At 67.3% G+C, this 18712-nt stretch carries 21 protein-coding genes; 11 read left to right on the top strand and 10 right to left on the bottom strand.

The features are described from left to right. Positions 1–17: 17 nt before the first annotated feature. Positions 18–500: a PH domain-containing protein gene (locus ACZYW1_RS08430; protein ID WP_463784863.1), complete on the bottom strand. Its 483-nt coding sequence runs from the start codon at positions 498–500 to the stop codon at positions 18–20. An 81-nt stretch (positions 501–581) separates the two neighbouring features. Here ACZYW1_RS08430 and ACZYW1_RS08435 point away from each other — a divergent pair, with 81 nt between their 5' ends. The 4 genes from ACZYW1_RS08435 to ACZYW1_RS08450 all read left to right on the top strand — a co-directional run bounded on the left by ACZYW1_RS08435 (position 582) and on the right by ACZYW1_RS08450 (position 5326). Next, positions 582–1505, top strand: coding sequence for an SDR family NAD(P)-dependent oxidoreductase (locus ACZYW1_RS08435; protein WP_463784865.1), 924 nt, complete (start codon positions 582–584; stop codon positions 1503–1505). Between the two features lie 29 nt (positions 1506–1534). Next, a complete protein-coding gene (locus tag ACZYW1_RS08440) occupies positions 1535–2248 on the top strand; it encodes a phosphatidylserine decarboxylase (RefSeq protein WP_463784867.1) in 714 nt (237 codons plus the stop codon). Positions 2249–2309: 61 nt separating this feature from the next. Continuing rightward, entirely contained in the window at positions 2310–3170 is an 861-nt protein-coding gene (locus tag ACZYW1_RS08445) for a CDP-alcohol phosphatidyltransferase family protein (RefSeq protein ID WP_463787754.1), read from the top strand. After that, on the top strand, positions 3167–5326 hold the full coding sequence (locus ACZYW1_RS08450; protein WP_463784868.1) for an AAA family ATPase: 2160 nt from the start codon (positions 3167–3169) through the stop codon (positions 5324–5326). Before ACZYW1_RS08445 ends, ACZYW1_RS08450 begins: the two co-directional genes overlap by 4 nt. Before the next feature lie 11 nt (positions 5327–5337). Here ACZYW1_RS08450 and ACZYW1_RS08455 read toward each other — a convergent pair whose 3' ends face one another. From ACZYW1_RS08455 to ACZYW1_RS08465, 3 genes are read right to left on the bottom strand one after another with little or no spacing between them, the layout of a single operon-like run. Beyond that, positions 5338–6105: a class I SAM-dependent methyltransferase gene (locus tag ACZYW1_RS08455; protein WP_463784870.1), complete on the bottom strand. Its 768-nt coding sequence runs from the start codon at positions 6103–6105 to the stop codon at positions 5338–5340. After that, entirely contained in the window at positions 6102–7079 is a 978-nt protein-coding gene (locus ACZYW1_RS08460) for a methylenetetrahydrofolate reductase (protein WP_463784872.1), read from the bottom strand. The genes ACZYW1_RS08455 and ACZYW1_RS08460 overlap by 4 nt, the downstream gene beginning before the upstream one ends. Positions 7080–7130: 51 nt before the next feature. Then, positions 7131–7724, bottom strand: coding sequence for a TetR/AcrR family transcriptional regulator (locus tag ACZYW1_RS08465; protein WP_463784873.1), 594 nt, complete (start codon positions 7722–7724; stop codon positions 7131–7133). Positions 7725–7745: 21 nt separating this feature from the next. Here ACZYW1_RS08465 and ACZYW1_RS08470 point away from each other — a divergent pair, with 21 nt between their 5' ends. Next, complete coding sequence (locus tag ACZYW1_RS08470) at positions 7746–8555, top strand: DUF2867 domain-containing protein (protein WP_463784876.1); 810 nt, start codon at positions 7746–7748, stop codon at positions 8553–8555. Here the strand turns inward: ACZYW1_RS08470 and ACZYW1_RS08475 are convergent. Next, entirely contained in the window at positions 8552–9358 is an 807-nt protein-coding gene (locus tag ACZYW1_RS08475; protein ID WP_463787755.1) for an enoyl-CoA hydratase-related protein, read from the bottom strand. The two genes, ACZYW1_RS08470 and ACZYW1_RS08475, sit on opposite strands and share 4 nt — an antisense overlap. Before the next feature lie 117 nt (positions 9359–9475). Here ACZYW1_RS08475 and ACZYW1_RS08480 point away from each other — a divergent pair, with 117 nt between their 5' ends. Next, a complete protein-coding gene (locus ACZYW1_RS08480; RefSeq protein WP_463784877.1) occupies positions 9476–10363 on the top strand; it encodes an SAM-dependent methyltransferase in 888 nt (295 codons plus the stop codon). Between the two features lie 4 nt (positions 10364–10367). Here the strand turns inward: ACZYW1_RS08480 and ACZYW1_RS08485 are convergent, their stop codons facing one another. Genes ACZYW1_RS08485 through sodC form a run of 3 tightly spaced genes read right to left on the bottom strand, consistent with a single transcriptional unit; the run spans position 10368 to position 12858 of the window. Further along, complete coding sequence (locus ACZYW1_RS08485) at positions 10368–11024, bottom strand: LON peptidase substrate-binding domain-containing protein (RefSeq protein WP_463784879.1); 657 nt, start codon at positions 11022–11024, stop codon at positions 10368–10370. Then, positions 11024–12133 (bottom strand): glutamate--cysteine ligase, encoded by a 1110-nt coding sequence (locus tag ACZYW1_RS08490; protein WP_463787756.1) that lies wholly within the window; start codon positions 12131–12133, stop codon positions 11024–11026. Before ACZYW1_RS08490 ends, ACZYW1_RS08485 begins: the two co-directional genes overlap by 1 nt. Positions 12134–12156: 23 nt before the next feature. Next, positions 12157–12858 (bottom strand): superoxide dismutase[Cu-Zn], encoded by a 702-nt coding sequence (gene sodC / locus ACZYW1_RS08495; protein ID WP_463784880.1) that lies wholly within the window; start codon positions 12856–12858, stop codon positions 12157–12159. Positions 12859–13096: 238 nt separating this feature from the next. On the opposite strand from sodC, the gene ACZYW1_RS08500 reads away from it, so the two are divergent. Continuing rightward, positions 13097–14596 (top strand): HNH endonuclease signature motif containing protein, encoded by a 1500-nt coding sequence (locus ACZYW1_RS08500; RefSeq protein ID WP_463784882.1) that lies wholly within the window; start codon positions 13097–13099, stop codon positions 14594–14596. A 64-nt stretch (positions 14597–14660) separates the two neighbouring features. Here ACZYW1_RS08500 and ACZYW1_RS08505 read toward each other — a convergent pair whose 3' ends face one another. After that, a complete protein-coding gene (locus tag ACZYW1_RS08505) occupies positions 14661–15125 on the bottom strand; it encodes a LytR C-terminal domain-containing protein (RefSeq protein WP_463784884.1) in 465 nt (154 codons plus the stop codon). Positions 15126–15189: 64 nt separating this feature from the next. Next, entirely contained in the window at positions 15190–15498 is a 309-nt protein-coding gene (locus tag ACZYW1_RS08510; RefSeq protein WP_463784886.1) for a DUF3263 domain-containing protein, read from the bottom strand. Positions 15499–15740: 242 nt separating this feature from the next. On the opposite strand from ACZYW1_RS08510, the gene ACZYW1_RS08515 reads away from it, so the two are divergent. The 4 genes from ACZYW1_RS08515 (at position 15741) to ACZYW1_RS08530 (ending at position 18702) form a co-directional block, all read left to right on the top strand. Further along, positions 15741–16334: a peptide deformylase gene (locus ACZYW1_RS08515; RefSeq protein WP_463784889.1), complete on the top strand. Its 594-nt coding sequence runs from the start codon at positions 15741–15743 to the stop codon at positions 16332–16334. After that, entirely contained in the window at positions 16334–17179 is an 846-nt protein-coding gene (locus tag ACZYW1_RS08520; protein ID WP_463784891.1) for an N-acetylglutamate synthase, CG3035 family, read from the top strand. The genes ACZYW1_RS08515 and ACZYW1_RS08520 overlap by 1 nt, the downstream gene beginning before the upstream one ends. Positions 17180–17207: 28 nt before the next feature. After that, the gene (locus tag ACZYW1_RS08525; protein ID WP_463787757.1) at positions 17208–18014 is read left to right on the top strand and encodes an exodeoxyribonuclease III; all 807 of its coding nucleotides are present in this window, start codon (positions 17208–17210) and stop codon (positions 18012–18014) included. 97 nt (positions 18015–18111) lie between these two features. Next, positions 18112–18702, top strand: a complete 591-nt coding sequence (locus tag ACZYW1_RS08530) for a hypothetical protein (RefSeq protein WP_463784895.1) — start codon at positions 18112–18114, stop codon at positions 18700–18702. Positions 18703–18712: the final 10 nt, after the last annotated feature.

Raw genomic sequence — 18712 nt, forward strand, 5'->3', positions numbered from 1 at the left:
CTGCCAGGCGGCCGTGCTCACGTCGCGTCCTCGGTGCCGATCGCGGCGATGTCGGTCAGCTGTGCGACGAGATGGTCGGCGACGTCGACGTCGAGCGCGACGATGCGCACCGCACCGGCCGACGATGCCGTCGTGACAGTGACGTTGGCCAGACCGAACAATCGGTCGACCGGGCCGCGATAGGTGTCCACGGTCTGCACCCGCGAGATCGGCGCGATACGACGTTCCTGGACCAGCCACCCGGTGCGGGTGTACACCGCCTGCGGGCCGAGCTCCCACCGGTGCACCCGGTAGCGCCAGACCGGGACGACGGCCGTCGAGACGATGGCGCCGAGCACCGTCACCACCCCGATCAGGATGTGCAGCCACGGCATTCGCCGGTCGAACGCCAACCAGCCGATCTGGCCGACCGCCAGCAGTAACCACGGCAGGGCGCCGCCGACCGCCCACCGCAGCGGCGCGCGACGACTGGGCAGATGGGCGGGATCAACCATGTCCACGCCGTAGACAATGCCACCGACGCCCAGCCGATTAGCACCGACACGGCAACTGCGGAGTTCGGATGGGTATCGTTTTCTTCGATGAGCTCCGACGGCAAATGGACCCCCGGCGACATACCCGACCAGAGCGGCCGCGTCGCGATCGTGACCGGTGCAAACACCGGGCTCGGCTATCACACCGCCGCGACGCTGGCCCACACCGGAGCCCACGTCGTGCTGGCGGTGCGCAACCTGGAAAAGGGCAACCTCGCGCTGGCCAAAATCGTCGCCGCCCACCCCGGTGCCGACGTGACGTTGCAGGAACTCGACCTCGGGTCACTGGCGTCGGTACGCGCCGCAGCGACCTCGCTGCGCAAGGCCTATCCGCGGATCGATCTGCTGATCAACAACGCCGGGGTGATGTGGACGCCCAAGCAGCTCACCGACGACGACTTCGAATTGCAGTTCGGCACCAACCATCTGGGCCACTTCGCCCTGACCGGGCTGTTGCTGGACAACCTGCTACCGGTGCGCGGTTCGCGGGTGGTGACGGTCAGCAGCGTGGCCCACCGGGTGCGCGCGGCGATCCACTTCGACGACCTGCAGTGGGAGCACGGCTACGACCGCTTCAGCGCTTACGGGCAGTCGAAGCTGGCCAACTTGTTGTTCACCTACGAATTGCAGCGCAGGCTGGCTGAGCACCACGACAACACGATCGCCGTCGCGGCGCACCCCGGTTCGTCCAGCACCGAACTGGGGCGCAACGCGCCGACCTTGATCAAACCGCTGTTCGCGATCGCGGGCCCGCTGCTTTTCCAGGGTGCAGCGATGGGTTCTCTGCCGACGCTGCGCGCGGCGACCGACCCCGATGTCGAGGGCGGCCAGTACTACGGCCCGGACGGCCTCGGCGAGCAGCGCGGACACCCGAAGGTGGTCTCGTCCAGCGCTCAATCCCACGACGAAGACCTGCAGCACCGGCTGTGGGCGGTCTCCGAGGAACTGACCGACGTCACGTATCCGGTCTGACGGCTACGTCGGCTCCGTAAGATAACCGCGTGGCACGACGTCCCCGCTCGACCGCCGAGAACCCGACGATCAGTCCGCAGCACGTGCTGACGCTGCTGCGGGAGACGGTTCCACCCGTTCATCCGGCCGGAATTCCGTTCATCTCCGCTGGGCTGGGGCTGGCTGTTGTCGGCCGGCGCTCACGCTGGCTGCGGCGGACCGGGCTGCTGTTCGCCGGCGCGTGCGCGGGCTTTTTCCGGCATCCGCCCCGGGTGCCACCCACCCGGTCCGACGTCGTCGTCGCGCCCGCCGACGGCCAGGTGTGCCTGATCGAGTCGGCCGCGCCGCCGCCCGAGCTGGAGATGGGCGACGCGGAGCTCACCCGGGTCAGCATCTTCCTGTCGGTGTTCGACGCCCACGTGCAGCGGGCCCCGGTCAGTGGTGAGGTGATCGCGGTGCAACATCGGCCGGGACTGTTCGGCTCGGCCGATCTCCCGGTCGCCAGCGAGAGCAACGAACGCAAAAGTGTGCGCATCCGTACCGCCGACGGGGTGGAGGTTGTCGCGGTGCAGATCGCCGGTCTGGTGGCCCGCCGCATCGTCTGCAACGTCGGCGTCGGCGACAAGCTGTCGGTCGGTGATACCTACGGCCTGATCCGATTCGGTTCACGGTTGGACACCTACCTGCCGGCCGGCGCCCAGGTGTCGGTCAGCCTCGGGCAGCGCGCGGTGGCCGGCGAGACGGTGCTGGCCGAGCTGCCGTGATCACGTTCGCGCCGACGACGATGAACAGAGCAGTGCGATCGAAAAGGCAGGAGGAGCGGCGCTGATTACCAAGCCGCGCAGCCGGCGGGTAGCCCCGCTGCGCATCCTGCCCAGTTCGATGAGCGTCCTGGCGATCTGCGCGGGGCTGACCTCGATCCGATTCGCGCTCGAGGGCCAGCCGCACGTGGCGATCGCGTTGATCGCCGCGGCCGCGATTCTGGACGGGCTGGACGGCCGGGTGGCCCGTGCCCTGGACGCCGAGTCGAGAATGGGCGAAGAGATCGACTCGCTGGCCGACGCGGTGAACTTCGGGGTGGCCCCCGCGGTGGTGGTGTACGTGTCGATGATGCCAGCACTGCCGGCCGGCTGGGTGGTGGTCATGCTGTACGCGGTCTCAATTGTGTTGCGGCTGGCCAGATTCAACGCATTGCTGGATGACACCAACCAACCGGCCTATGCACGCGAGTTCTTCGTGGGCGTGCCGGCGCCGGCCGGCGCGATCTGCGCGCTCGGTCCGCTGGCCGCCAAGCTGCAGTTCGGCGCGGGCTGGTGGACCTCGCCGTGGTTCGTCTGCACCTGGATGGTGATCTGCTCGATGCTGCTGGTCAGCCGGATCCCGATGCGCAAGATGCATGCGGTGTCGGTGCCGCCCAATCTGGCCGCGCTGCTGCTGGCCGGGCTCACCATCGTCGCCGCCGCGGCGTTCCTGTTCCCGTTCATCCTGATCATGGTGATCGTCGCGGCCTACCTGTGCTATATCCCGTTCTCGATGCGCAGCTACCAGTGGTTGGCCGCACATCCCGAGGCGTGGAGCGAGAAACCCAAGCAGCGGCGCGCCACCCGGCGAGCGATCCGCCGGGCCCAGCCCAACCGCCGGTCGGTGGCGCGGCTCGGACTGCGCAGGCCGACCGGCCGCACATGACCGCTTTGGCTCAGCTGACCCTGACCGCCCGGCTGAACACCTCGGCCGTCGATTCCCGTCGCGGTGTTATTCGGTTGCATCCCAGCGCAATTGCCGCCCTCGGTATTCGGGAGTGGGATGCGGTGTCGATCACCGGGGCACGGACCACGACCGCGGTGGCCGGGATCGCCGGACCGACGACACCGGTCGGCACGGTGCTGCTCGACGACGTGACACTGTCCAACGCCGGCCTCAGCGAAGACACCGCCGTCATCGTGGTTGCCGCCACCGTGTACGGCGCGCGAACAGTGACGCTGAGCGGTTCGACGCTGACCACCCAGTCGCTGCCGCCGACCACTCTTCGACAAGCCCTGCTGGGCAAGGTGTTGACTGTCGGCGATGCGGTGTCGCTGTTGCCACGAGACCTGGGACCGGGTACCTCGACGTCGACGGCGACGCGTGCGCTCGCCTCCGCGGTGGGCATCAGTTGGACCTCGGAACTGTTGACCGTCACCGGAGTGGACCCCGCCGGACCCGTGAGCGTGCAACCGAATTCACTCGTCACGTGGGGCAACGGCACCGTCGGAGCCAAGGCGGACGAACCGGAACCTGTTGTCTCCACACCACCGAAGCTCACCGTGAACGATCTGAAGGGCGTCGGCGCGCAGGCGATCAAATTGACCGAGTGGCTCAAGCTCGCACTCGACGAGCCGCACTTGCTGCAAACATTGGGCGCGACAACCAATTTAGGTGTATTGGTCTCCGGACCCGCCGGGGTCGGCAAGGCGACGTTGGTACGCGCCGTCTGCGCCGAGCGACGGCTCGTCGAACTCGACAGTCCCGAGGTCGGCGCCCTGGCCGCCGACGACCGTCTGCAGCGGGTGACGGCAGCGGCATCGAAAGCACGCGACGGCGGCGGGGTGCTGCTGATCGCCGACATCGACGCGCTCCTGCCGGCGACGACAGAGCCCGTTGCGACGCTCATCCTGGCCGAACTACGCAGAGCGGTTGCCGCCCAGGGAGTCGCGCTGATCGTCACGTCGTCGGTCCCGGAGAACCTCGACCCCCGACTGCGTGCCCCCGATCTGTGCGATCGCGAACTCGTGCTGAGCCTGCCCGACGCATCGACGCGCACCGCGCTGCTCGAGGGGCTGCTGAAAGGCGTGCCCACCGAGCAGCTGGAGATCAGCCAGATCACGGAGCGCACACCGGGTTTCGTAGTCGCAGACCTGGCGGCACTTGTCCGCGAGGCGGCCTTGCGCGCCGCGGCGCGCGCCAGCGCCGACGGCAGCCCACCGAAGCTCACCCAGGACGACTTGGTCGGCGCGCTGTCGGTGATCAGGCCGCTGTCGCGGTCGGCTGCGACCGAGGTGTCGGTCGGCTCGGTAACGCTTGACGATGTCGGCGACATGGTGGAAACCAAGCAGGCGCTGACCGAAGCGGTGCTGTGGCCGTTGCAGCATCCCGACACTTTCGCCCGCCTCGGTGTCCAGCCGCCGCGCGGTGTACTGCTCTACGGCCCGCCCGGTTGCGGCAAGACGTTCGTGGTCCGTGCGTTGGCCAGCACCGGCCGGCTTTCGGTGCACGCCGTCAAAGGCTCTGAGCTGATGGACAAATGGGTCGGCTCGTCGGAAAAGGCGGTGCGCGAACTATTCGGCCGCGCGCGTGATTCCGCGCCGTCGCTGGTCTTCCTGGACGAGATCGATGCGTTGACACCGCGGCGCGGGCAGAGCTTCGACTCCGGCGTCACCGATCGCGTGGTGGCGGCGCTGCTCACCGAACTCGACGGCATCGAACCGCTGAACGACGTGGTGGTGGTCGGTGCCACCAATCGGCCGGACCTGATCGACCCGGGTCTGCTGCGGCCCGGCCGCCTGGAGAAACTGGTGTTCGTCGAACCGCCCGACGCTCAGGCGCGAGTGGACATCCTGCGCACCGCCGGCAAGTCGATCCCGCTGCGCGATGTCGATCTCGAGGCGCTGGCAGCCGACTTGGACGGCTACAGCGCTGCCGATTGCGTCGCGCTGCTGCGCGAGGCCGCACTCACCGCGATGCGTCGTTCGGTGGACGCGGCCGAGATCACCGCCGCCGACGTCGCGGCCGCACGCGAAAACGTGCACCCGTCATTGGATCCCGACCAACTCGCCAACCTGCGGGCGTTCGCCGCGGAACGCTGAGCGTGCGGCGTCTACTGGCCGCTCGCGCTGTGTCGTAGCGAAAATACATGCGGCACAATCGTGGAGTCACCGAGCAGCTCGCCGATGAGATCGGACTGACGCTCGGCGACCTGCCAGGCGCGCTGGTCCCCGTATCGCGTCCGCAGCTCGGACTCGAACGTCTCCACTCGCTCGCTCCATTCAGCGGGTGGATCCCAGATCTCGGCGGCGCTGCGCCACGCGTCGACGCGAAGATCTGCCCGACGGATCAGGTCTTCCAAGGATTCGACTGTCGGAAAGAAGCTGTTGTCGGGCTCCCCGGCGGGTGACAGCTCGTCGGCGACCAGTACCAGCAACCCGATGCGGCCCGGCGGGCGGACCACTCGGTGGAGCTCGCTGAGCAACTCCAGCTGCGACTCGGTCGTGCACAACACTCCCAGCGTCCATGCCGCGTCGAACGCCCCATCGGCGAAGGGCAATACCGAGGCATCGGCGCGTAGCGCCGGGAAGCCGAACAACGCTCGGGAGGCCTGATTCCCGCCGGCCTGCGGCTCCACCAATACCGGGCGGACCCCGCGTTGCGCCGCCGCGTAGGCCGCCGGGCCTCCGACGCCGGCACCGCAGTCCAGCAGCGTCTCACCCGAGCCGAGATCCAGCTGCTCGATCAGCCAGTCCAGGACGGCCGGACTCCCGCTGCCGCGGCAGCCCGCCGGAATATGGAAGTCCCGACCCAGATCCTCGGCGACGCGGGCAGTCCATTCGGCCATCGTGTCGAACTCGGCGTCCGCCGACTCACTCATGCGGCAAGCTCCGCTCGAATCCGGGCGGCGACCTCGGCCTTGATTTCGGCGCCGCGCCGGGTACCCGACGAGGACGCCAGACCCGACAGGTTGACTCCGTGAATACCGCTGATTTGCATGAGCTTTCGGGCCTCCGTTACCGCCGCCTCGATCCCCGCCTCGACGGCATCGGGCGCGTTGACAACGCCGTCGACCAGCGCAGGGTCCAGGTCCAGCCCGGGCAGGCCCTGCAGCACCGCGGCCGACACCGAGTCGGTGAACACGACTACCGCGGCCAACACCGGGATGTGCAGACCGGCCGAGCGCGCGTCGTCCATGAACGTCGACAGCACCGTCGCCGACGAAACATGGTTGAGCACAGCCAGACTCGCGCCGGCCCGCTGCTTCTCGACCAGCCGTGCCGCGCGCGCGTGAACCGGTGGCGCGGTGGGCGTCTCAGGAACGGCGGCAACCATGCCGAGCGACGCGGCCAGCGCCACCAGCCGCGGACCGTCCAGGTCGAAAGTCTGAGTCACGTCTTGGCGAACGTCGTAGCCACGCCCGTCGCCGGTCACGCAGAACACCGTCGTCGCGCCGTTGAAACGCAGACCCCGCAGCTCCTGCTCCAACACAATGCGATTGCGGTCACGGCACGACAACGTGATCCATGGCTCGAACCCTTGCTCGAGCAACAACCGGCTCATCACCGTTGGCGGAAAGTCTGGGCGGTTCTGATGCTCGCCGACGAGAACGGCATCGCAGCTCGGCGCCAGGATGGCCGCGGTCGCCGCAACGTCCGTGGCGTCGAACGGCGTGCAGGTGAAGTCGGTGAGGATCAGTGGGGCAGGCACCGTCGCGACTCTGGCCGCAGCCGCAGGCCAGGGCACCACGTCGGTGAAACTACATGGCCCTGAACGCATTTCGCACTGACCATCGGGCCGCACGCCGCCGCACGGCCCGAATTGCATGCGTTTGGGGCATTCAAGCTGTTCCATGTACTCCGACGATCTACCCGCAAACGCCCAGCCGAAAACAAGTGTGGCCGGCTAGCCGGACGCGAACGATGTCAACACAGCACGGGAACCCGCAGCGACGTCCTCCTCCAGCCAGGACGGGATCGGGTCGTCGTTGGTGTGACGCCGCACGACCGCGCCGGGCAAATCCACCACCGCTCGCGCGACGGCGTCGACACGTCGAGGTTCGGCGCTGCCGTAGATCTCGCGCGCAAAGGTGTTGACGCGCTCGACGAGCGGTGCGTTCATCGCGGCAAGAGTCTCCCGGAAAGCCGCGTCGGGCTCGCCGTCGAGCAGATCGCTCGGCCGCAGGGTCACCAGCAGCCGCGCATCGTCGGGAAGCTCACGCATGAAGCTCACGGCGGCAACGGCCGTCGCGACCGCGGATTCGACAGCGGTGTCGCCGTCGGCCGCGAGGGCTCGGGCCTGAAAACGCTCCAGAGCGCGTAACCATGCGGCGGTCAGAATTCCGTTGCGGCTGCCGAACCGGTGGTACAGCGTCCCCGCCGGCGCCCCGCTGGCTTTTGCGATCGCGCCGACGCTGGCGGCCCTCGGCCCCTCCGCCAGGACCAGCGCTCGGGCGGCGTCGAGAATCACATCGGTTTGGTGCTTCCGCGGAGGTGCCATGATCTAGTACGGTCCTTCTATATGGAACGATTACCCTATATCGATGAGCATGCCATAACCGTAGCCACCAACCGGGATGACACCTGGCCCGCGGTGCTGAGAACCATCTGCCGCGATCCGAACGACCCGTCGACGGTGCCGTTCGGTTTCGCCCTGGACGAGGCCCGGCCACCAGAGCGATTGGCGCTCAAGGGCCGACATCTCTTCGCGCGGTACCTCTGGGTGTTCGAGTTGGACGCCGACGGACCCGGACACACTCGCGTGCGTTCGGCGACGTGGGCTCATTTCCCCGGACTGCACGGCAAGATCTATCGCGCGCTGGTGATCGGCACCGGCGCACACCGGGTGGTGGTGCGAGCGACGTTGAAGCGCATCAGCGCCAGGGCTCTGGCCAACCGGACACAGCTGCACGGCGACGCCGCCGACTATGTCGATGTCTTCGAGGTCCCGATCGAATCGAGTGACTCCCGCACTGCCGAGCAAGCGCTTCGCGACGCGCTCGGAGGCAAACCGAGCCCCGTGGGCGCCGCGGTGCTGTGGATTCACCGCAACGTCCTCGGCTTCCGGCTCGGGCCGGCCTCCTCGCCCGACCACGTCATCGGCTGGTCGATTATTCGGTCGGATGCCGACGAGGTGGTGCTGGAGGCCAACGGACCGCTGATGCACGGCGAGTTGGATCTACGGCGCCATGATCAACGGCGTGCGGTGTTGACCACTCGGCTGCACTACCGACACAGATTCGCCGCCCGCGCGGTGTGGCTGTTGATCGGTCCGCTGCACCGGGTGGTGGCACCACAGCTGATGAAACGCACTGCCCGCGTGGCTGTTTAGAGCGGCTTCCATTCGGTCGACAGCCGGGAGGTGAACTCCGGATCTCGGCGTTCCAGGAAGGCCGCGACGCCCTCGCGAGCGTCGGCAGAGCCCATCACCCGCTGATGCAAGCGAGTCTCCAGCGCCGCCACCTGCCGCGGGGTGTAGCCGTTGATTGCGGTGTCCCACAGCAGGCGCTTGCTCAGCGCGGCCGACATCGGCGCGACGTTGGTCGCGATGTCGCGGGCGATCTCCATCGCATGGTCGAGGACATCCGCCGCCGGTAGCGCGCGGTTCGCGATTCCCCACGCGACGGCCTCGTCCGCGCCGAAGCTGCGTCCGGTGAGCAGCACTTCCGCCGCGACCCCGAGGTTGGCCAGGTGAGTCAGCGTCCAATGCGACATACAGTCCGGTATGACACCCCGACGTACTTGCACCACACCGTATTTCGCGTCGTGGGCGAAAAAGCGGAGGTCGGCCTGCAGCGCGATCGTCAAACCGATGCCGATAGCGTGGCCATTGACGGCGGCAATCACCGGCTTGCGCAGTTCGAAGGCGGGCGGGTCGATCGGTGACGCGGAGAACCCCTCGGCCGGAGTGTCGAATGGGGACACCTCGCCAGTGAAGTCCGCGCCCGCACAGAAAGCCCGCCCCGCCCCGGTCACGACGATGGCCCGGACGTCGTCGTCGTGGTCGCAGCGGCGGTATGCCTCGCTCAGAGCAGCGCCCATCTTGGCCGTGTAGGCGTTGAGATGCTCTGGGCGGTTGAGCGTCAACACGGCCACGCCCGCGGTTTCGAGGTCCACCCGCACGTCGGCGTTCATCGCGTCGAAGTAGACCACGCGACCTGGCACTCAGCAGCGACTTTGGAATTTCATTAGCCTGGATCTGTCCGACAGCGTGGTCGCCCTCTACAGCACTGCCGGGAAAGCGAGATAGCCATGGTCGGGGCACGGACTGGCGACGACAGCTGGGACATCACCGAGAGCGTCGGCGCCACCGCGCTGGGCGTCGCGATGGCCCGCGCCGCCGAATCCGATTGCGGCTGCCCGCTCTTCATCGACCCCTACGCACAGCTGTTCGTCGACGCCGCCACGGCTCGCGGCTGGGATTCCTCGGACGTCCGAAAGCATCTGCCCCTGGTGCAGAATTACGCCGCCGCAAGGACGAAATGGTTCGACGAGTACTTCATCGCCGCCGGCGCCAACGGCATCGACCAGGCCGTGATCCTGGCCGCCGGCCTGGACGCTCGCGCCTGGCGGCTGCCCTGGGTGTCGAACAGCGCCGTCTACGAGATCGACCAGCCCCAGGTCTTGGCGTTCAAGGCGGACACGTTGGCGGCCCACAACGCCCAACCTGCCGTCGTATATCGGGCGGTGCCGATCGACCTGCGCGGTGACTGGCCGACCGCGTTACGGCAAGCCGGTTTCGATCCGTCAACGCCCACCGCGTGGTCCGCCGAGGGGCTGCTGCCTTACCTGCCGGCGACCGGCCAGGATCTGTTGTTCGAGCGGATTTCCGACCTCAGTGCCGCGGGCAGCCGCATCGCCGCAGAAGTGTTGAACCCAAACGCGTTTGATCGGGACTACCTCGAGCGCGGCCGGGAGTTCCTGGGCGACAGCGGGCAGGACCTCACCGAACTGCTGTTCCACGAGGATCGCGCCGACGTCGGCCTCTGGCTGGCCGCTCGCCACTGGGCGGTGACCACGATCGGCGCGCTGGATCTGATGCGGCGCTTCGACCGGTTGCCGGAGGACGACCTCATAGATCTTGCACCGCGCAGCGTCTTCGTCGAAGGCAGGCTGACGCCGTTTACCCGCAGCGCTTGACGGGCTACTCCGAGAGCTGGAATTCGATCACCGCGGCGACCGACTCCACCGCCTCACCCAGCGCGGTCAGCCGCGCGTGTGCGGTTGGCGCGGACAGCACCGAGTAGCGGTCGGCCGGCCCGATCGGAATACGGGATGCCAACGCGTACAACCGTTCTCCGGCATCAGGGAAGTCAATCGCGGCGCCGAGCACGTCGTCGCGGGGCGGCACCGGGAAGTCGCGGGCGTTGGCAATCCGCTCGAACAGCGCCATCATCCGGTCTTCGAGATCCTCCAGCTGGGCCGCGGTCACCGCGTCACCCGGCTCGTCCGGCCATTCCTCCACCACGGCTCTGGGGTAGGGGTCGTCGGGCAGCCACTCACACACCTTGATCCGCTCGGCTGTCAGGCATTTCAGTTTGAACAGGCCCGAGCCACCGATGTCCACACACTCGGCGATCCTGGCAACCGTCCCGACGTCGGAACGCACATCACCGCCGCCGACCTCGCGGCCCTGCGAGATCAAAACCGTCCCGAAGCGAGGGTTGTTGTCCTTCAAGCAGTCCCGCACCATCTCGGCGTAGCGGGGCTCGAAGATCTGTAGCGGAAGCTCCTCGCCCGGCAGAAACGCCGATTGCAGTGGAAACATTGCGAGGCGGCCGAAATCGGCGGTGGATTCCATCAGATCTCCAATTCGTCGACCAGCGCGTCGACGACGGCGCGTAGGTCCCCGTCGTGCTCTTCGGCGACCCGTCGCTGACGTTGGTACGAGGCGCCCCTGCGGGGGATGTCGGCGACCGCGGCCAGCTCGTCGGAGCAATCCAGGGATTTGGCAACGGGTTCCAGCCGGGTGAGCACGTCATCGAGATCCTCGGTGACCAGACGTTCGTTGCTGTCGGCGTCGAGGATGATGATCGAATCCAGGCCATAGCGGGCGGCGCGCCACTTGTTTTCCTGGTTGTGCCACGGCGGCATGGTCGGCAGCGTCTCCCCGGCGTCGAGTCGACGCTCGAGATCCACCACCAGACAGTGCGTCAACGCGACCAGGGCGCCCAGCTCGCGGATGTTGGAAATTCCGTCGCTGACCCGCACCTCGAGGGTCCCGTTGTGCGGCGACGGCCGAACGTCCCAGCGGACCTCGTTGACGTCCTCGATGATGCCGGTCTTTTTCTGGTCGTGGACGAAACCCTCGAACTGATCCCATTTTTCGAACTGGAAGGGCAGGCCGGCGGTCGGCAATTGCTGAAACATCATCGCTCGGTTGCTGGCATAGCCGGTGTCGTCGCCCACCCACCACGGCGAAGATGCCGACAGCGCCAACAGGTGGGGGTACCAGTTCAGCAACGCCGACATCACCGGCATCACCTTGTCCGGCGACGAGACTCCGACGTGCACATGCACGCCCCAGATGAGCATCTGGCGGCCCCACCACTGGGTGCGCTTGATCAGCTCGGCATACCGCGGAGCATCGGTCAGCTTTTGCGCGGACCAACTCGCAAACGGGTGAGTGCCCGCGCCGAACAATTCCATGCCCTGTTGACGAACGATCGGCAGGACTGAGTGCAGGGTCGACCGGAGGTCGTCCATGGCCTGGGCGGTGCAGTCGCAGATTCCGGTGACGATCTCGACGGTGTTGCGCAGTAATTCCTTGTGCACCTGTGGGTTTTCGCCGATCTCGGCGAACACCGCGGTGGCTTCGTTGCTCAGATCGCGGGTCTCGGCGTCGACAAGAGCGAACTCCCATTCGACCCCGAGTGTCGGACGGGGTGACGATGCGAAGTTCACCCTGATAGCGGTACCCCTGTCCGAGAGAACTAACCGGTGCCGATCACGCCGCAGGCCACCCGCTTGCCGGCGTCGCCAGTCGACATCGTCGTCTGGTCGGGTCCGGGTGCGCCGTTGACCTGGTTGTAGCGGTCTGCCGGGATGTTACCGAAGTTGTCGGAGCCGGCGTGGATCACGATCGCGGTTCCCGCACCGGCCAGCAGGTCGGCTTTGGTGAACCCGTCGGTGGTGGTCTCGAGTAGCGCGCCGCCGTCCTTGCGGACCTGCAGGGAGGTCAGGTCGCCGCTGCCGTGCTCGCGGCCCGGCGCGGCGAAGTGCCCGCCGGCCGACAAGAAGTCTCCCGGCTCGCCACCGCTCGGCGCCGTCGAGTGGGCTTCACACTTGCCCACCGAGTGGATGTGCACTCCGTGGAACCCGGGGCTGAGCAGGCCGGTTCCGGCGGTCTCGATGGTGACCGTCACGTAGCCCTGGTTGAACTCGAACTTCGCCGTGGCGATCTTGGTGCCAGTCGGCCCGTTCAGCTGGGTGGTCAGGCTGTCCGTGCCGCCCTGCTGGCCCGTCGGCTCCGCGCTCGAGGGCGCCGGTGAGCCGGTCCAGATCGACGGCTGGGTGCCGGGCGTGGTTGCCGGGTCCTGAGGGGCTCTGCACGCGCTCATCAGCGCGGCCGATGCGGCGAGTGGGATCAATGCGGAGGCGGCGGCAGCTTTGCGGCTGCGGACGGACTTGAGCATGGGGAGAGCCTATCCCGGCGACGATGCGGGTCGGAACGACCCGCTGAGGAGCGGGATCAATAGCCGCATCCCGGCGACGATGCGGGTCGGAACGACCCGCTGAGGAGCGGGATCAACAAGCCCGGCCCGGCGACGATGCGGGTCGGAACGACCCGCTTGCCTGCTGGACCCGAGCGGCGGCGGCGCGGGCCGGAACGACCCGCGGCTCTTGTCGGACCCGTCCGGCATAATCGAAAGCATGTTCGAACAAGCAACCGGCAAGAGGACCTCGCCTGAGGTGATCGCCCGGTTCGACGAGCTGTTCGAGCGCCGCTACCCCAGCCGAACCACCGAGTCGACAGCACTGCTGGATCGCGTCAGCGCGTCCTGGCGCGACCAGAACCGCGGTGCCGCCGCAGCACTGGCGGCGATCAGCGAACTGTTCGCCTACCGGCTGTCGCGCTGTTCGGACACCGAGGACTGGGCAGTCGACACCGAGGCGGCGGTGAGCGCCGAGGTGGCCGCTGCCCTGCGGATGAGTCAGGGTCTGGCGGCCAGCCAATTGCGGTACGCCCGCGCCATGCGGGAGCGCCTGCCGAAACTGGCGGCGGTGTTCCTTGCGGGCGACATCGATCAACGGACGTTCGCCACGGTCGTCTTCCGGACCGACCTCATCAACGATCCGGCGGTGCTAGCCGCGGTCGACGAGCAGCTGGCGACCATCGCGCCCCGTTGGCCCTCGATGACACGGGGCCGGCTCAATGGCCAGATCGACAGGATCGTCGCCAAGGCCGACGCCGACGCGGTCCGCCGGCGCACCGAGCGTCGTAGCGAACGCGAGATCTGGTTCGCCGATCTCGGCGAAGGTCTGTCGGAAATTCACGGCAGCATGCTGAGTCCCGAAGCGCGCGCGTTGGACAAGAGGCTGACGGCGCTGGCCGCTACAGTGTGTGAGCACGACCCGCGCAGCCGCGAACAACGACGAGCCGATGCGCTAGGTGCACTCGCCGCCGGGGCGGACCGACTGGGCTGCCGGTGCGCGAGACACGACTGTGCCGCTGGAAACCGTCCTGCCACAACACCTGTGGTGATCCACGTGATCGCCGAGCAGGCGTCGGCGAGTGAGGTGCGCGCCGACGGGTTGATCGGACCCGAGCTGATTGCCGAACTGGCCGCCGGCGCCAAGCTGGTCCCATTGGTACATCCCCTCGACGCGGCGCCTGAGCCGGGATACGTGCCATCGAAGAAGCTCGCCGACTTCGTTCGGTGCCGCGACATGACGTGCCGTTGGCCGGGTTGCGATCACCCCGCGTTCGACTGCGACATCGACCACACCATCCCCTACGCCGAGGGTGGCCCGACCCATGCCTCAAACCTGAAGTGCTATTGCCGCACCCATCATCTGGTGAAGACGTTCTGGGGATGGCGCGACCGGCAGTTGCCCGATGGCACAGTCATTCTCGATTCGCCTGCGGGAAAGACTTACGTCACCACGCCGGGGAGCGCGCTGCTGTTCCCCGCTCTGTGCGTGCCGACGGGCGACGTGCCGACGCCCGAGCCGAGGCCGACGATCGCTTCGTGCGGCGACCGGAACGCGATGATGCCGAGGCGTCGCCGCACTCGAGCGCACGACCGCACCCAGCGCGTCGCTGCGGAACGTGGGCGCAATCATGACGCCAGAAAGGTTCGCCGGTCGGCGTCGATGAGCTACCTCGGACCGGCACCGCCCGACGTCGACGACGATCCACCCCCGTTCTGAGGGAGAGCGACGTGGGCCAAGACCGGCCAGCGACAACGAGTTTGGTCACTCCGTTGGTGGCGCGTCAGCCCGTGACGACGACGATCACGCCGGGCGGCTGGTCAGAGACGTCCGGAGTGCGCGGCGCTACCGGAGCTTTGATCAGCTTGCCGATCGCCTCAGCGGTTTCTTGCTCACCGGCCGCAGTACCGAAGTACACCGTCGTGGCAGTCACCTTCGGCAGGGTCAGGTTGCCGACGTCGGTGACGTTGTAGCCACCCTGCTTGATCTGGTCGGCGGCTTTGCCCGCAATGCCCGCCTGGGTGGAGATGTTGTAGACCCGCACGTCGGACTTGGCCACGACCTTGGGCGACGTCTTCGGCGCCGGGGAACTGGTGGTTGCCCGGGACACTGACGAGTCGTCGTCGGTGTTCGTGCCCGACCCCATGGCCTGGAACCCGACCAGCAAAAAGATGACACCGAGGAACAACAGCACCATCACCATGGCCCGCAAGGGCAGGCCGGTCGAGTCGGGAACGCGCTCATTCATTGACGTCACTGTATCCAGGAGTGCGGGAAAACCCACACCGACGCCCGGTGAGCAGGCAAAATTCTCAGGTGAGTTCGAAGCCCAGCCGTCGGGCGGCCCGCGCCTTCTGCCGGCTGGCGCGCAGCCGGCGGAGTCGCTTCACCAGCATGGGATCGGCAGCCAAGGACTCGGGCCGGTCGACCAACGCGTTCAGCACTCGGTAGTAGGCAGTGGCCGACATTCCGAACAAATCCTTGATGGCTTCTTCTTTCGCGCCGGCGTACTTCCACCATTGCCGCTCGAAGGCCAAGATGTCGTGTTCGCGGCGAGTCAACCCATCGGCGAGTTCAGAGTCGTCTCCCGATCGATTAGCCCGCGCCATAGCGCTGTCCATATCGCTCCTGATCCTCCAAGACCCTGCGACTCGCGAATGCTCGCTGCTCCGGCGATTATTCAACCACGTCGACAACTGTTGACCTGGAAGCCAGACCCGCGAGTCGGCCGACGAGGTGAGGTTGCCCCGCCCACGACGACTCCGCAACTCAGAGCGCAAATCGGCACGCCGGGTCCAATTGCCCACCTCCTCCTCAGTCCGCTTCACGGACCGCATCGTCGGCGGGCTTAAGATTCCCGGTCATGGCCGTCGTACCAATCCGCATCGTGGGGGACCCTGTTCTGCACGCTCCCACCACACCGGTGGCGGTCGCGGCGGACGGTTCACTGCCAGCGGATCTGGCCGATCTGATCACCAACCTCTACGACACGATGGACGCCGCCTACGGGGTCGGCCTGGCCGCCAACCAGATCGGCGTGAGCCTTCGCGTCTTCGTCTACGACTGCCCCGACGAGCGCGGGCAGACCCCACGACGCCGGGGCGTAATCGTCAACCCGGTGCTGGAGACGTCCGAGATTCCCGAGACCATGCCCGACCCCGACGATGACGACGAGGGTTGCCTCTCGGTGCCCGGCGAGTCATTTCCCACCGGGCGGGCCGACTTCGCCAAAGTCACCGGGCTCGACGCCGACGGGAACGCGATAACCCTCGAGGGCACAGGGCTATTCGCGCGCATGCTGCAACACGAGACCGGCCACCTGGACGGCTTTCTCTACCTCGACCGTTTGATCGGGCGTCATGCCCGCTCGGCCAAGCGTGCGGTCAAGTCGCACGGCTGGGGAGTTCCCGGTTTGTCGTGGACGCCGGGTGAAGGGCCGGATCCCTTCGGCCACTGATGGTTTCGTGGCCGGATCTCGGTACCAGGGTGACGCTGCGCTACCGCCGGCCGGCCGGGTCGGTCCCACCGCTGACCGATGTCATCGGGCACCTCCTCGAGATCACCCCGGTGGTGCGCGTGCAGACCAAGACCGGTGCGGAGGTGCATGTCGACCCCGACGATGTGGTCGCCCTGCGCACTCTCAGCGACAAGCCGGTGCGCACATCGCAGATCCGCGCACTCGAGTACGCCGACGCGTTGTCCTGGCCCGGTACCGAGCAGCTCTGGCTGGACGGCTGGTTGCTGCGCGCCGCAAACGGTAGCACCGACCAGGCGAACTCTGCTGTGCCACTGGATACTTCAGCGAGCCTGGCCGCGATCCCGGCGATCATCGACTGGTATTCCGGCCGCGGACTGCCACCACGACTGGCCGTCCCCGACCGTCTGTTACGCCTGCCCGTACCGGGCGAGCACTCCCATCGAGTGCTGGTACGCGACGTGCACGCCGGCGAACCTGATCCGGCCATCCTCCTGACCGCCGGACCGAGCGGCGTCTATCCGATTCCGGTCGACGAATTGACCGCCGTCGACGGCGAATTGGTTTTCGGCACCCACGGTGACACCGCGGCGCGGGCCTCGGTCACCAAGGCGCCGGACGGCACTCGTTGGGTGGGCCTGTCGGCCATCGGTGCGGCAACCCCGGAACTCTGCGAGGCACTGTTGACGTGGGGCGCCTCCCACGGTGCGAGTCGCGGCTACCTCAGGGTGCGCGACGACGACCGCTTCGCCTCGGATTTGGCCGGGTCACTGGGGTTCGTCCTGCACCACCACGCGCGCTACGTGACGGCCAGCGCACTCACGTAGGGTCTCAGCCATGCCCGATGGCCGGCGCCTGCGAATAGCCACGTGGAATGTGAACTCGATTCGCACCCGTCTGCCGCGCGTACTCGATTGGCTGGAGCGCGCCGAGGTCGACGTACTCGCCATGCAGGAGACCAAGTGCTCCGACGCGCAGTTCCCGGCCATGCCCTTCCTCGAACTCGGTTACGAGGTGGCGCACGTCGGCTTCAATCAGTGGAACGGCGTCGCGATCGCGTCGCGGGTCGGACTGGACAACGTCGAAGTCGGCTTCGAGGGCCAACCCACCTGGAGCGGCAAACCGGACGTGGCCGCCGCGGCCGAGGCGCGCGCGCTGGGGGCCACCTGTGCCGGCGTCCGGGTGTGGAGCCTCTACGTGCCGAACGGTCGCACATTAGACGACCCGCACTACACCTACAAGCTGAATTGGCTTGCGGCCCTGCGTAATACAGCCGAAGCGTGGCTTCACGCCGACCCGTCGGCTCCGATTGCCCTGGTCGGCGACTGGAACATCGCTCCCACCGACGACGACGTCTGGGACGTGGAATTTTTCACGGGGGCCACCCACGTCTCCGAACCGGAGCGGAAAGTCTTCCAGGCGATGGTCGACGCTCAATTCACCGACGTGGTAAGGCCTTTCACTCCCGGACCGGGTGTGTACACCTACTGGGATTACACCCAATTACGGTTCCCGAAGAAGCAAGGCATGCGCATCGACTTCATCCTCGGCTCCCCCGCATTCGCCAACCGGGTGAGCGACGCGCAGATCGTCCGGGAGGAACGTAAAGGCAAGGCTCCCAGCGACCATGCACCGGTCTTGGTGGACCTTCACAGCATCTGACGTATGAGAACGCGCTCAGTGGGTATTCATCCGCTGTTCATTCGCTGATCAAGGTCATAAGATTGCACCTTCGAGAGCCGAGCAGCTAGGAGTCATCATGGGTGTCGTCAACGGCGCCGTACGCAACGCAAGTCGAACGGTCAGCCGTGCCGCCTCCGCAACCACCGCCGCCGCGGGTGCAGTCGGCGGGGCCGCGGTCAATGGCGTCGTCGGCGCTGTGACCGGAGCCGCGGCCGGCGTGCAGAAAGGCCTCGACAGCGGCAGCCATTCGACACCGGCCGCCGCGTTGACGCTGGGCGCGCTCGGGGTCGCCGGACTCGTCGAGTGGCCGATCCTGCTCGCCGTCGGCGGCGGTGCACTGCTGCTGCGAAGGCTCGGTGCCGCACGCAACGACGGCCGCCGCCTGGCGTCGGTCACCCCGGTCAAAGCGGCTCCCGTTAAAGCGGCTCCCGCCAAAGCGGCGCCCGCCCCGTCAGCTCCGGCCACACCGGCTGCCACCAAGACGACCGCGGCCACCAAGACGTCTCCCGCCAAAAAGTCTCCCGCTAAAAAGTCTCCCGCCAAAAAAGCGACTCCGGAGAAAGCGACTGCAGCCAAGACAACGAAAGCCGCCAGGCCGCGTAAGACACCCGCCAAGCGGACCCCGGCGCGCAAGTCGCCCGGCACTCAGTCGCGCACCCGTCGCTGATCTCGTCGAG

This window comes from Mycobacterium sp. IDUB_36, from assembly GCF_055419225.1.

Bases quoted from the DNA above. Each gene is read 5' to 3' on its own strand.
- ACZYW1_RS08435 (WP_463784865.1), top strand. From the start codon at position 582: ATGAGCTCCGACGGCAAATGGACCCCCGGCGACATACCCGACCAGAGC.
- ACZYW1_RS08450 (WP_463784868.1), top strand. From the start codon at position 3,167: ATGACCGCTTTGGCTCAGCTGACCCTGACCGCCCGGCTGAACACCTCG.
- ACZYW1_RS08455 (WP_463784870.1), bottom strand. From the start codon at position 6,105: ATGAGTGAGTCGGCGGACGCCGAGTTCGACACGATGGCCGAATGGACT.
- ACZYW1_RS08460 (WP_463784872.1), bottom strand. From the start codon at position 7,079: ATGGAACAGCTTGAATGCCCCAAACGCATGCAATTCGGGCCGTGCGGC.
- ACZYW1_RS08465 (WP_463784873.1), bottom strand. From the start codon at position 7,724: ATGGCACCTCCGCGGAAGCACCAAACCGATGTGATTCTCGACGCCGCC.
- ACZYW1_RS08470 (WP_463784876.1), top strand. From the start codon at position 7,746: ATGGAACGATTACCCTATATCGATGAGCATGCCATAACCGTAGCCACC.
- ACZYW1_RS08475 (WP_463787755.1), bottom strand. From the start codon at position 9,358: ATGAACGCCGACGTGCGGGTGGACCTCGAAACCGCGGGCGTGGCCGTG.
- ACZYW1_RS08480 (WP_463784877.1), top strand. From the start codon at position 9,476: ATGGTCGGGGCACGGACTGGCGACGACAGCTGGGACATCACCGAGAGC.
- ACZYW1_RS08485 (WP_463784879.1), bottom strand. From the start codon at position 11,024: ATGGAATCCACCGCCGATTTCGGCCGCCTCGCAATGTTTCCACTGCAA.
- sodC (WP_463784880.1), bottom strand. From the start codon at position 12,858: ATGCTCAAGTCCGTCCGCAGCCGCAAAGCTGCCGCCGCCTCCGCATTG.
- ACZYW1_RS08500 (WP_463784882.1), top strand. From the start codon at position 13,097: ATGTTCGAACAAGCAACCGGCAAGAGGACCTCGCCTGAGGTGATCGCC.
- ACZYW1_RS08505 (WP_463784884.1), bottom strand. From the start codon at position 15,125: ATGAATGAGCGCGTTCCCGACTCGACCGGCCTGCCCTTGCGGGCCATG.
- ACZYW1_RS08510 (WP_463784886.1), bottom strand. From the start codon at position 15,498: ATGGACAGCGCTATGGCGCGGGCTAATCGATCGGGAGACGACTCTGAA.
- ACZYW1_RS08515 (WP_463784889.1), top strand. From the start codon at position 15,741: ATGGCCGTCGTACCAATCCGCATCGTGGGGGACCCTGTTCTGCACGCT.
- ACZYW1_RS08520 (WP_463784891.1), top strand. From the start codon at position 16,334: ATGGTTTCGTGGCCGGATCTCGGTACCAGGGTGACGCTGCGCTACCGC.
- ACZYW1_RS08530 (WP_463784895.1), top strand. From the start codon at position 18,112: ATGGGTGTCGTCAACGGCGCCGTACGCAACGCAAGTCGAACGGTCAGC.